Source organism: Streptomyces sp. AgN23 (assembly GCF_001598115.1).
Classification (GTDB): domain Bacteria; phylum Actinomycetota; class Actinomycetes; order Streptomycetales; family Streptomycetaceae; genus Streptomyces; species Streptomyces antimycoticus.
In genome coordinates, this window is the sequence record NZ_CP007153.1 from 8,342,525 (window position 1) to 8,355,274 (window position 12,750).

Annotated in this window: 10 protein-coding genes; 7 read left to right on the top strand and 3 right to left on the bottom strand. The window is 72.0% G+C overall.

The window, feature by feature from the left end:
- Positions 1-85: 85 nt before the first annotated feature.
- The gene (locus tag AS97_RS36145) at positions 86-1,024 is read right to left on the bottom strand and encodes a LysR family transcriptional regulator (RefSeq protein ID WP_059144309.1); all 939 of its coding nucleotides are present in this window, start codon (positions 1,022-1,024) and stop codon (positions 86-88) included.
- Positions 1,025-1,169: 145 nt separating this feature from the next.
- On the opposite strand from AS97_RS36145, the gene AS97_RS36150 reads away from it, so the two are divergent.
- Positions 1,170-2,036 (top strand): alpha/beta hydrolase, encoded by an 867-nt coding sequence (locus tag AS97_RS36150; RefSeq protein WP_210566384.1) that lies wholly within the window; start codon positions 1,170-1,172, stop codon positions 2,034-2,036.
- Between the two features lie 217 nt (positions 2,037-2,253).
- On the opposite strand, the gene AS97_RS36155 is transcribed toward AS97_RS36150, so the two are convergent.
- Complete coding sequence (locus AS97_RS36155) at positions 2,254-2,997, bottom strand: MerR family transcriptional regulator (RefSeq protein WP_059144311.1); 744 nt, start codon at positions 2,995-2,997, stop codon at positions 2,254-2,256.
- A 157-nt stretch (positions 2,998-3,154) separates the two neighbouring features.
- Between AS97_RS36155 and AS97_RS36160 the strand changes: the two genes are divergently transcribed.
- On the top strand, positions 3,155-3,373 hold the full coding sequence (locus AS97_RS36160) for a hypothetical protein (protein ID WP_247204605.1): 219 nt from the start codon (positions 3,155-3,157) through the stop codon (positions 3,371-3,373).
- A 109-nt stretch (positions 3,374-3,482) separates the two neighbouring features.
- Complete coding sequence (locus AS97_RS36165; protein ID WP_125760130.1) at positions 3,483-4,343, top strand: oxygenase MpaB family protein; 861 nt, start codon at positions 3,483-3,485, stop codon at positions 4,341-4,343.
- A gap of 81 nt (positions 4,344-4,424) precedes the next feature.
- On the opposite strand, the gene AS97_RS36170 is transcribed toward AS97_RS36165, so the two are convergent.
- On the bottom strand, positions 4,425-5,915 hold the full coding sequence (locus AS97_RS36170) for a M1 family metallopeptidase (protein WP_059144314.1): 1,491 nt from the start codon (positions 5,913-5,915) through the stop codon (positions 4,425-4,427).
- 266 nt (positions 5,916-6,181) lie between these two features.
- Between AS97_RS36170 and AS97_RS36175 the strand changes: the two genes are divergently transcribed.
- From AS97_RS36175 to AS97_RS36190, 4 genes are all read left to right on the top strand, one after another.
- Complete coding sequence (locus AS97_RS36175) at positions 6,182-8,107, top strand: Xaa-Pro dipeptidyl-peptidase (protein WP_247204851.1); 1,926 nt, start codon at positions 6,182-6,184, stop codon at positions 8,105-8,107.
- A gap of 187 nt (positions 8,108-8,294) precedes the next feature.
- Positions 8,295-9,572 (top strand): M14 family metallocarboxypeptidase, encoded by a 1,278-nt coding sequence (locus tag AS97_RS36180; protein WP_247204852.1) that lies wholly within the window; start codon positions 8,295-8,297, stop codon positions 9,570-9,572.
- 168 nt (positions 9,573-9,740) lie between these two features.
- Complete coding sequence (locus AS97_RS36185; RefSeq protein ID WP_059144317.1) at positions 9,741-11,477, top strand: BCCT family transporter; 1,737 nt, start codon at positions 9,741-9,743, stop codon at positions 11,475-11,477.
- Between the two features lie 219 nt (positions 11,478-11,696).
- Positions 11,697-12,740: a hypothetical protein gene (locus AS97_RS36190; RefSeq protein WP_059144318.1), complete on the top strand. Its 1,044-nt coding sequence runs from the start codon at positions 11,697-11,699 to the stop codon at positions 12,738-12,740.
- The last annotated feature ends 10 nt before the right edge of the window (positions 12,741-12,750 follow it).

Genomic DNA, 12,750 nt, shown 5'->3' on the forward strand with positions numbered 1-12,750 from the left:
GGTCCTGCTCCTCAAGCGCCGGAGGGACTGGGCTGCAGGCGCGGGAGCGGTTGGATTGACGGGCCGGTCGGTCGGGGCCGGCCCGTCAGCGCGCGCCCAGATGGCGTTCGAGGCGCTCGCCCACCCCGGGGCACCGCTCCCGGGTGATGTCCAGGAAGGCCGCCAGCACGGGGGAGCGGTCCTGGGCGCGGAAGGACATCACCAGCTCCGGCAGTTCCACCCGCGGGCTCACCTCGCACACCCGGACGTCCGGCCGCGCCGCCACCCGCAGACATGCCGGGCCGAGCCCCACCCCGACCCCGCACGAGGCCAGCCCGATGATGGTGTGCGCATCCCACGCCTCGGTGACCCCACCGGCCCGCGCGGGCGCCTCGGTGCCCTCGTCCAGCAGCGCGGTCAGCCAGGCGGCGACCACCGGCTCCTCGTCCGCGGGCGCCACGATCAGATGCTGGCCCCTGAGCTGCTCGACGCTCACCCTTGACTGCCCGGCGAACGGATGGGCGGCGCCGACGACGGCCACCAGATGGTCCCGGCCGACCGTGACCGAGACCAGATCCTCGGCACCCGCGCCCCGGGGCGCACCGCGTCCGATGGAGATGTCCAGCTCGCCCGCGAGCAGCGCGGCCGTGGACCGGCGTGTCGACATCTCCCGCAGCCCCAGACGCACCTCAGGGCGTTCCCGGATGAATTGACCCAGGACGGATGGCAGCAGCTCCAGCAGCGCCGAGCCGATGAAGCCGAGCCGCAACTGCCCCGTCTCGCCCCGGGCGGCCCGGCCCGCGTCCGATACGGCGGCCGACATCTCGGCCAGCGCCCGGCGCGCCCTGGCCAGGAACGCCTCTCCCGCGGCGGTCGGGAACACCCCACGCGCCGTCCGATCGAAGAGGCGGGCGCCCAGCTCCCGCTCCAGCGCCGCGATCTGCTGGGACAGCGGGGGCTGGGCGATCCCGAGAGCGGCGGCCGCCCGTCCGAAGTGCTGATGCTCGGCCACCGCCAGGGCGTACCGCAGATGTCGTGACTCCATCGGACGGAGGATATCCGAGTCGATATCCAGGAGATATCGGCGGAGGGGTTGTCAGATATGGCGGTGGATAATGCCGAGCCGTGCCGGTGGACTGTTCTCCATGAGCGCCATGAGCCCCAGAACGCCGTCGAGCGATTCCCACCCCGTGAGCGATATCCATCCCGTCTCCGCCCCCTCCGGCACCGTGTTCGTGCTGGTCCACGGCGCCTGGCACGCCTCCTGGCAGTGGGCGCCCACCCAGCGCGCCCTGGCCCGGCGCAGTGCGGCGAGCCTCGCCGTCGACCTGCCTGGGCACGGCTTCGAGGCACCGCTGCCCTCGGGCCACCACCTCCCCGGCCAGCCGGGTTTCGCCACCGAGAAGTCGGCGCTGGCCGGGCTGACCCTCGAGGAGTGTGCCGAGGCGGTCGTCGCCGCGCTGCGATCCGTGCGCCGCCACCAGAAGGTCGCCCTGGTCTCGCACAGCGCCGGTGGCGCCTCGGCGTCCCTGGCCGCGGAGCGGGCCCCCGAGCTCGTCGACGAGCTGATCCATCTCTCGTCCTTCGTCCCCGCCGGGCGCCCCCGCTTCGCCGACTATCTGGCGGCCCCCGAGCAGACCGCGACCGCACGGGGGCAGGGGCTGATGCTGGGCGACCCGGAGGCCATCGGCGCGTTCCGGATCAATCCGTTCTCCGCCGATCCGGCTTATGTGGAGGAGCTGCGGCTGACCTACTACCACGACGTCCCGGCCGAGTCCTTCGCCCGCTGGTACCACGCCCTGAGCCCCGACCTGCCCTTCGCGGTGCCGACCACCCCGATCGACCTGACCCGGGAGCGGTGGGGCCGGATCCCGCGCACCTTCATCCGGTGCGCCGAGGACTGGGCGTGCACCCCCGCGCTGCAGGATCTGATGATCGCGGAGACCGACGCGGCCATGCCGGACCGGCCCTTCACCGTGCGGTCGCTGCCGGGCAGCCATTCGCCTTTCGCAGCCCGCCCCGACGAGCTGGCCGCCGCGCTCACCGGCGGCGAATGACCACCGCCGGTGCCCCGGGGCGGTCGGTCGGCCGCCGCGCCGCCCGGGCCCGCTCGGCCCGCGTCACCGCCTGCGGCTCAGCCCGCTTGACAGCCCGTGTCCGCTCCCCGCGCCCGCACCTCGCGCCCGCACCTCGCGCCCGCACCTCGCGTCCGTTCCCCGTGTCCGTTCCCCGCGCCCACTCCCCGCGCCCGCACCTCGCGTCACAGCCCCCTGCTCAGTCCGCGTCCTGCCCGTACCAGGCCCGCAGCTCATGCTTCATCGACCGCTGGAAGGCGATCACCAGCGCCTCCACCACCAGCGGCTGCATATGGGCCGACAGCGACTTCTTCGCCTGCATCCGCTCCGGTCCGCTCCCGGACTCGTGATCGCGCTCGGGCCCCCACACCTCGTCCCGGAACAGCCGGCTCAGCTCGCGCGCCGCGGAGCGGGTGTGTTCCAGGACGACCGCATGGGCGGTGCGTATCGTCTCCATCTCGATCGGCACGTCCAGCAGCCGCAGCCCCAGGTGGAGCACCTTGGGGTCGATCCGGAAGCGATCCGGGTCGTCGGTGCGCTCCAAGGCGTCCAGTGCGGCCAGCCGGTCGATGTCCTCCTCCGTGAGCTCCCGCCCGGCCCGCCGGTCCAGCTGTTCGCGGGTCGTCTCCTCGGGGGCGTCCGGGCCCCAGGAGGCGACCAGGGCCCGGTGGAGCGCCAGATCGTCCTCGCTCAGATCCGGTGGCAATTGGCTCAGATAGCGCTCGATGGCGGACAGGGTCATGCCGTGGCGCTGCAGCTGTTCGATCAGCGCGAGCCGGGAGAGGTGCTCGGGGCCGTAGTGGCCGACCCGGCGTGGGCCGATCGCCGGCGGCGGAAGCAGTCCGCGGGTGCTGTAGAAGCGCACGGTGCGCACGGTCACCCCGGCGCGGGCCGCCAGTTCATCGACGGTGAGGGTGGGTTCCTCGGTGCCGGGGGTGGTCATCGGCCGTGCCTCGCTCTCTGCGTCGTCCTGCTCCGCCGGACTGCTGCCCGATCGGGTTCATCAGTATTGCTGTCGCAGCACCGCTGTGAAACCTTCCGCCGCCACTGGCTCAACGCCTGGATCAGCGGGACCCGTTGGCGGTCTCTTTTCTATGCGCGTGGCGGGCCGCGAACTGCTCCGCTCCGGCCCCGAACTGGACGCCTGGCGCGCCCCGATCAGCAATGAGCGCTCCGACCGGGGCACCGCCGAGGGCAAGCGCTGGCGGTCCCTGGGTCTTGACCGGCTGCGCACCACCGTCGACAGGGTCGAGACGGCCCCCGGCCGGTCACCGGCGCCGGCGACACCCCCAACCCGGTGCGCGACCAGTACCGGGTGAAGGCCGACAGCGCCTACGACTACACGCTCACCCTGCGCCCGCCCGCTCGGCGGCGGCGCGGGGGCGCACACTGGAACAGGAGGGAAGTAACCGCACCACCGATGGTCCGATGAGCACGCAGCGCCCCCGCCGCCCCACCGAAGGCCACGACCCGCCGCCCGCCGGCGGCATCCTGTGGGCCGTGGCGGGGGAGCTGCGCAGCCTGCTCGCCCTGCCGGCCGCGATGACCATGCAGGTGGCGCATCCGGCCGTCGGGGCGGGCGTGGACCAGTACTCCGTCTTCCGCACCGACCCCTGGGGGCGCGGCGAGCGCTCGCTGCGATCGGTGCAGCTGTGGGTGTACGGCGGGGCGCAGGCCGAGGCGGAGGGCCGCCGGCTGCGCAAGCTCCACGCGTCCATCCGGGGCGTCGACGCACACGGCCGCCCGTACCGCGCGCTGGACCCGCCCGTCTACGCCTGGGTGCACGCCACCGGCTATCCGGTCTATCTGCGCGCGCAGCGCTATCTGGGCACCCGCCCCTTCACCGCCGCCGAGGAGCGGCAGCTGTACGGGGAATGGCTGCGGATCGGACGGGTGCTGGGCATCGACGACCGCGAGATGCCGGGATCCGTCGAGGAGTTCTGGCTCTACTACCGCACGATGGTGCGCGAACGGCTGGAACCGACCGCCGTCGCCCGTGAACTGACCGCGCCCGACGCGTCCGTCCCTCCACCGGGCCCGCTGCCGCCCCGGCTGCTGTGGCCGCTGCTGCGCCCGCTGTTCACCCGCTTCCGCGCGTTCCTCACCGTCGGGCTGATGCCGCCGGACGCCCGGGAGGCGATCGAGCTGGGGTGGACGCGGGGGCAGGAGCGGCGGCTGCGGTGGTTCGGGAGGGTCGTCCGGGTCGTGGTCCCGCTGCTGCCCGAGCGGCTGCGCTATCTGCCCGTCGCGCGTGAGGCCCGCCGACGCGCCCGCGCCGGACGGTCGTGACCAGGGGATACGCCGAGCGCCAGCGCATCACGGCGACGCCAGGCCCCGGCCGGGGTGGGGGACCAGGCCGGGGCTTCGGGCTCAGCGGCCGTGGGTGCGGTGCGTGTCCTGGATCCGCTGCCACGACTTCGGGCGCACCGGCGCCTTGGCCGGGCTCAGCTCCGCCGCCCGCGCCTGCGTGGCGGCAGGCTTCGACGGGGTGAACAGCCAGGTGTCGAAGAGCGTGGCCAGGGGCTTGCCGGACACCTTCTCCGCGTAGGTCACGAAGTCCTTGACCGAGGCGTTTCCGTACCGGTTCTCAGTCGTCCAGCCCTTGAGGATCGCGAAGAAGTCCTTGTCGCCGATGTGGTTCCGCAGCGCCTGGAGGGCCAGCGCGCCCCGGTCGTACACCGCGTCATGGAACTGGTTCTCCGGCCCCGGGTTGCCCGGCTCGACCTTCCAGAAGGGGTCGTCGGCCGGGTAGGCGGCGTAGGTGTAGTCCGCCAGTTCCTGCGCGGTGCCCTCGCCCTCCTTCTCCGACCACAGCCACTGGGCGTAGCTGGCGAAGCCCTCGTTGACCCAGATGTCGCGCCAGTCCTTCAGCGAGACGCTGTCGCCGAACCACTGATGGGCCAGCTCATGCACGATCAGCGAGGTGTTCGCGCCCTTGGCGAACCCCTTCGGGCTGTAGAACGGCCGGGTCTGGGTCTCCAGTGCGTAGCCCGTGGGCACATTGGGCACATAGCCGCCCAGCGCGTCGAAGGGGTACGGGCCGAAGACGGTGGACTCCCAGTCCACGATCTCCGCCGACCGCTCCACGCTCGCCCGCGCCGCCCCCGCGTTGTCCCCGAGGTCCTTGCTGTAGGCGTTGATCACCGGCAGACCGTTCGCGGTCGTGTCCGTCGTGATGTCGAACTTGCCGACCGCCAGCGTGGTCAGATAGGTGGCCTGCGGCTTGCCGGAGCGCCAGTTGTAGCGGGTCCAGCCCAGTTGGGAGCTGGTCGACCGCAGGGTGCCGTTGCTGATCGCCTGCGTTCCGTCCGGCACCGCCACCGACACGTCATAGGTGGCCTTGTCGAGCGGATGGTCATTGCTCGGGAACCACCACCACGCCGATTCCGGCTCGTTGGCCGCGATCCCGCCGTCCGGGGTGCGCAGCCATGAGGTGAACCCGCTCGCCACCACCTTCGAGGGGGTACCGCTGTAGCGCACGACCACGGTGAAGGGGCGGCCTGAGGTCAGCGGCGCGACCGGGGTGATCTCCAGCTCATGGTCGCCGGTCTTGGTGAAGGCGGCCTTCTTCCCGCCCACCAGCACCTCGCTCACATCGAGCGCGAAGTCCAGGTTGAACCGGGACAGATCCTGCCGGGCGTCGGCCACGATCGTCGCCGTGCCCTCCAGCCGGTCGGTCTTCGGCTGGTACTTCAGCCGAAGGTCGTAATGGGAGACGTCGTACCCGCCGTTTCCGTACGAGGGGTAGTAGGAGTCCCCGATGCCGGGGGCGCCCGGTGTGGCATCGGCCGCCGACGCCGGGATCGCCAGCAGCAGGCAGGCCGCGGCCGCACCCGGGACGAGAAGTCTGTGGTGACGCACGAGTCCTCCAACTCGTAGGGGAGAACGATCACTCGTGACCTTATGTACTCCTCACACGCATCTCACGTCCATCACGCCGCTCGACATCCAATCGACATCCGGACGCAACGCGAATCGACTCGGACACGATCGCGACACGTATCGCCCTCTTCTGTACGGGAGTTGACTCGCGCTACGGTCCGGCCGTGCTGCTACAGACGCGGACACCCCGCATCCCCTGGACCACACTCGTGCTGTCGGCGGTCACCGCGCTGGTCGCGGCGGCCATGTCCTTGCTGCCACCGCTCGGCGCCCCGGCCGCCCACGCCGCCTCCGCCGCACCGAGCGCACCGGACAGCAGATCCGGGAGCAGACCCGTCTACTCCTACGAGAACGCCATCCGGGAATCGGTATGGGTGGACACCACGATCGACGGCGACGCGGACGGAGAGACCGACCGGGTCGCCGTCGACATCGTGCGGCCGCGCGAACCCGCGGCGCAGGGCCGCCGCGTCCCCGTCATCATGGACGCCAGTCCGTACTACTCCTGCTGCGGACGCGGCAACGAGAGCCAGACCAAGACCTATGACGCCGCCGGGAATCCGGTCCTCTTCCCGCTCTTCTACGACAACTACTTCGTCCCGCGCGGCTACGCCACCGTCCTTGTCGACCTCGCCGGAACCAACCGTTCCGACGGCTGTGTGGATGTCGGCGGCCGCTCCGACATCCTGTCCGCCAAGGCCGTGGTCGACTGGCTGAACGGCCGCGCCACCGCGTACTCCACCCGCACCGGCGGGCAGCCGGTCAAGGCGAGCTGGTCCAACGGAGCCACCGGCATGATCGGCAAGAGCTACGACGGCACCGTGGCCAACGGCGTCGCCGCCACCGGCGTCAAGGGGCTCAAGACCATCGTGCCCATCGGTGCCATCTCCTCCTGGTACGACTACTACTTCGCCAAGGGTGCCGCGCTCTACGACTCCGGCCCCGACGGACTCTCGGACGTCGTCGAGAGCGATGCCGCCCACGCCCACTGCGCCGCCGTACAGAAACGTCTCGTCGAGGGCGCCCCGCGCAGCGGCGACTGGACCGGTCTGTGGAGCGAGCGCGACTATGTGCCGGCCGCGGACGAGGTGCGGGCCAGCGTCTTCGCCGTCCACGGCGCGCAGGACCTCAACGTCCGCACCAAGCACCTCGGACAGTGGTGGAACGCGCTCGCCGACGCGGGCGTCGAGCGCAAGATCTGGCTCTCGCAGACCGGGCATGTCGACCCGTTCGACTTCCGGCGCGGAGAGTGGGTGCGCACCCTGCACCGCTGGTTCGACCACTACCTGCTCGGCATAGACAACGGCATCGAGCGCGAGCCGATGGCCGATGTCGAGCGCGCTCCCGACCAGTGGTCCACCGACCGGGTCTGGCCCCCGTCCGGCACCCGGCAGACCACGCTGCGTCCGCGCGGCGGCGCCACGGCCGGAGTGGGCGTGCTCGGCACCGAGCGGGCCGAGCCCGGCGCCACGGAGGCCTTCACCGACGACCCCGCGCTGAGCGAGGCCGACTGGTCCGCGGCGATCGACACCTCGACACCCGGCAAGGCGGGCTTCACCACCGGTCCGCTGAAGAAGGACCTGCGGCTGTCCGGCTCCGGCACGGTCACCGTCACCGCCACGCCCTCCACCGCGAGCGCCCATCTCTCCGCGGTCCTGGTCGATCTCGGACCGGCCACCATCCGGAACTACACGGGCAGCGGCGAGGGCATCACCACCCTCGACCGGCGCAGCTGCTGGGGCAGCAGCACGGCGGACGACAGCGCCTGCTTCAAGGAGACCGCCGCGGACCGGGCCAACGTCGACTACACGGTCTTCAGCCGGGGTTGGGCCGACCTCGGCAACTTCGCGGACGACGGCAAGGGCCGCCCGCTGACCCCCGGCAAGGCGTACACCATCACCCTGGACCTCGCGGCCACCGACCATGTCGTCCCGGCCGGCCACCGCCTCGGCCTGATCATCGCCGGCACCGACGCGGGCCTTCTCGAACCGCCGTCCACCACGCCGCGGCTGACCCTGGACCTGCGCCGCACCTCGGCCCGGCTGCCGCTGGCCGGCGGCGCCCCCGAGGCCGCGGCCGCCCCCTCGCGCACGGCGGCCACACCGCCGCTGAAGGGTGTACGGGCGCCGCAGCACCGCACCCTGCTTCCGTTCATGTCCACCCACGACTGATCCGCGCCGGTGGGCCCCGCCGCCGCGCGGGGCCCACCGGCGGCGGGCCCGGCAGGACGCCATCACCCAGATCGCCCCCGCATCCCCTCACCCCTGTCACCCCTGTCACCCCTGTCACCCCCGTCACCCCAGGAGGTCCTTCGTGTTCTCGCGGTCACCCCTCTTCCGCAGCGCCGCCTGCGGCGCGATCGGTGCGCTGCTGACCGGGTCGTTCCTCAGCGCACCCGCGCGGGCCGAGCAGCGTCCGCCGCGTACGGGGTTCGAGATCAGCCATGGCGCACGGTGGACCACCCAGGCCGAGGAGGCGGACTTCCTCGCGGCCGTCGACACGTCCGCCCCGCGCGTGGCCGTCGACCGGATCGGCGCCACCGCGCAGGGGCGGCCGCTGCGGCTGGTGCGGATCGGCGCCCCGGCCGCACCAGCCGACCCGGACGAAGCGGCGCGCGGCAACGTCCTGCTGCTGATCTGCTCCCAGCACGGCGACGAGCCCTCCGGCCGCGAGGCGTGTCTGTCCACCGTCCGCGACCTCGCCTACGCCAAGGACCGCCGGACGCGACGCTTCCTGGAGCGCACCCAGGTGCTCGTCGTCCCGACCGCCAACCCCGACGGCCGCGCCGCCGACACCCGCGGCAACTCCGACGGTGTGGACATCAACCGGGACCATGTCGCGCTCGCCACCGCCGAATCCCGCGCGATGGCGGGCGTCATCCGCGACTGGCGCCCGGACACCGTCTACGACCTGCATGAGTATGGGGCGACCGTCCCGTACTACATGAGGGACCTGCTGGCGCTGTGGCCGCGCAACCTCAACACCCAGGACCAGGTGCACCACGAGGCGCGGACCCTGTCGGACACCTATGTGCGCCCCAGCGTCGAGGCCGCGGGCCACACCACCGGCGTCTACGGCATCTGGACCGACCCCGAGACCGGGGAGCCGGTCAAGCAGGTGGCGGGCGACGGACAGGAGCGGATCCTGCGGAACACCGCGGGCGTCAAGCACTCCGTGGGGCTGCTGGTCGAGACCCGGGTCGACCCGCTCACCGATGCCGAGAAGGCCGATCCGGCCGTCAACAACCGCCGCCGGGTGGGCTCCCATCTGGCCGCCCTGAACGGCGCCTTCGACTTCATTGCCGAGCGGCGCGGCCGGATCGAGGCGGCCACGACGGCGGCGCGGCTGGCCGGCTACGCGGACCGGGGCCCGGTCTACCTCGGCGGCGCGGACAACGAACCGCCGGAGGAGGGCACGGTCCTGCAGGATCCGCCGTGCGGCTACCGGCTGGACGCCGCCCAATACGGCGAGGTGCGGGACGAACTGGCCCTGCACGGGGTGACGGCCCGGCCCGCCAAGGGCGACGGAGGTGCCTTCGTACCGCTGCGCCAGTCGGCCCGCGCGCTCGTGCCGCTGCTGCTGGACGGCCGCGCCGCGTACCACCTCACTGCCGGGCAGCCGGTGGACACATGCTGACCTGACGCATTGATGGCACGCCAAAACACCGACCACGTGGCCGGTTGGCATGCATCTCAGAGTCCTGGGTAGCCGAAAATTCGTCAGTCAAACCCCCAGTGAAAGGTTTTGTGCGTGCCGCAGACAGGTACAAGCGCGGGGGACGTCGGCGGCGATCCTCCGGCCATCGTGGATAATCCCGGCGCCGACTCCGCCGGGCCCCATGCGGCCCCCCGGACGGACCGCGTGGTGTTCGGCGTCTCCGCCGCGCTCACGCTGGCTTTCGTCATCTGGGGGTCCGTTGCCAGCGACACCCTGGAAAGAGTCTCGGACAGCATGCTCTCCGGGCTCATACACAACGGCGGATGGGCCTTCGTCCTGGCCGCTTCGGGATTTGTCATCTTCGCCCTGTGGCTGGCCATGAGCCGCTACGGCAAGATCACCCTCGGAAAGGAGGGCGAGGAACCCGAATTCCGCACCGTCTCATGGGTCGCGATGATGTTCAGCGCGGGCATGGGCATCGGTCTGATGTTCTACGGCGTGAGTGAGCCACTGTCGCACTTCGTCTCCCCGCCGCCCGGGACCGACCCCAGCAGCGCGGCCGAGAAGATGCAGACCGCGATGTCCACCACGCTCTTCCACTGGACACTGCACCCCTGGGCCATCTACGCGGTCGTCGGCCTGGCCATCGCGTACAGCACCTTCCGCCGTGGCCGCCGGCAGACGATCAGCGCGGTCTTCACACCGCTCATCGGCTCGAAGAACGCCAACGGCTGGGCCGGCCGGGTCATCGACATCCTGGCCATCTTCGCCACGCTCTTCGGCTCCGCCGCGTCGCTCGGCCTCGGCGCGCTGCAGATCGGCAGTGGTATCGAGGTGCTGGGCTGGAAGAGCGACGTGGGCACCGGGCTGCTGGTCGCCGTCATCGCGATCCTGACCGTCGCCTTCATCGCGTCCGCCGTCTCGGGTGTCGCCAAGGGCATCCAGTGGCTGTCCAACATCAATATGGTGCTGGCGCTCTTCCTCGCGGTCTTCGTCTTCGTGGCCGGCCCGACGATCATCATCCTCGACCTGCTGCCGACCTCGATCGGCTCGTACATCGGCGATCTGCCGCAGCTGGTGGGCCGCACCGAGGCCACCGGCGGCAAGTCGGTCGCGGACTGGCTGAGCAGCTGGACGGTCTTCTACTGGGCCTGGTGGATCTCCTGGACGCCGTTCGTGGGCATGTTCATCGCCCGGATCAGCCGCGGCCGCACCATCCGGCAGTTCGTGGGTGGCGTGATCCTGGTGCCCAGCACCGTCAGCCTGCTCTGGTTCGCCATCTTCGGTGGTTCGTCGATGAAGCTCCAGGCCGCGGGCCGGCTGGGGAAGGAATCCACCCCCGAGGGGCAGCTGTTCGGGGTGCTGGACCAGTACCCGATCGCCGGCGTGATGAGCGTCCTGGTGATGATCCTGGTCGGCATCTTCTTCGTCTCCGGCGCCGACGCGGCGTCCATCGTGATGGGCACGCTCTCACAGAAGGGCGCCTTCGAGCCGACCCGCTTCGTCGTCATCTTCTGGGGTGTGATCACGGGCGCGGTGGCGGCCGTGATGCTGCTGATCGGCGGTGGCGGGGGCGATGCCCTCACCGGCTTGCAGAACCTGACGATCCTGGTGGCCGCGCCGTTCACGCTGGTGATGGTGGGGCTGTGCTGGGCGCTGCTGAAGGACCTGCGCCGTGACCCGCTGATCGTGCGGGGCGAACGGGGCGAGGAGGCCGTCGAGATGGCGGTCATCGCCGGTCATGAGAAGTACGACGGCGAGTTCGAGATCCGCATCGGCCCGGCGACCCCGCCCGACGCCGGCTCCGACGCCTCGTCCGGGGACGAGGACGGGGACGGCGCGGACGGATCGGACGATCGCGCCGCAGTGGCCGAGCGTCGTTAGCCGCTCTGGCCGCCCCCGCAGGGCGCGGCCGTGACCTGCCGCCCGGACCGATCGGTCCGGGCGGCGCGTCGTGTCGGCATGGTGTGCCGGTCCGGGCAGTGGGCCGTGTCGGCCCGGGCAATGGGTCATGGCGTCCTCCATGGCGTAAGCGGCGACCCGGGCCGCCCGGCGCACCGCCGGTTTCCCCCTGATACGCCCCGTAACGGGAATACTTGGGGCATGACCTCCGAGTACGTGACGTTCGGGCTGGCGCCGGCGATGCGCGCGGGCGGTGTGCTGGCCGATGGCGCGTACCAAACCCACCGCGACTTCCTGGACTTCGTGGTGGACGGCAGGCCGCTGCTGGCGCGCCTCGCCGACCTCGACGCGGTCTCACCGCTCGCGGCCGACATCGGGCCCTCCGCCCTCGCCGAGCAGGTGCGGAGGCTGCTGCTGGAGGCGGAGGCGCCACTGGAGGGAAGCCGGTGCGTCATCTACGGCTGCCCGGAGTGCGAGGGGCTGGAGTGCGGGGCCGTCACCGCCGTCATCGAGCGGGACGGGCCGGACGTCGTCTGGCGTGACTTCGTCTGGCAGACCGGCGACACCCCGGACGTCGAGCGCGACGGCTACCACGGCATCGGTCCCTACCGCTTCCGCGGCGAGCAGTACCGGGCCGCGCTGAAGCGGCTGCTGACCGCCGACGGCGCGCCAGCGCCCGGCGTCCCGACGGGCCCGAGAGCGCTGCTGATCGGACAGCGCGCCGCCGTCCTCGCCAAGCTGGCCGCCGCGCTGCGCACCATCGGCATCGGCGCCGAGATCACCCTGGACGCGGTGCGCGCCCACGCGGATGAGCTGCGCAAATACGGTGCGGTGGTCTTCGGCCGGACGGTGGGCCCGGGCGAGCGTGACGCGGTCCGGGACGCCTTCGCGGCGGCGCGCTCCGACGCGGTGTGCGTCACCGCGCTCGCCCCGATCGTCCCCCTGCTCGTCGCCCAGGTCGAACAGGCCCTGGACCGCACCCCGCACGACCGCCGCCGCCTCCTCGGCCTGACGGCGGTGGCGGGCGGCGCCGAGGCGGTGGTCGAGGTCGCGTCCGCCTGCCGGGTGAGACTGGCGGCCCACCGCCTCGACCGGCTGTCCCGGCCCCATGCGCACGAACTCTTCGACACCGTCCTGGCCCCGGGCACCCACCGCCTCCCCCTGGACCCCCGCGCCGTCCGCGGCCGGTCCTTCCTGACGGCCCGCACGAGCGACGCGGTACGGGTCACGCCCGTGGAACGGTAGCGGCGCGCGC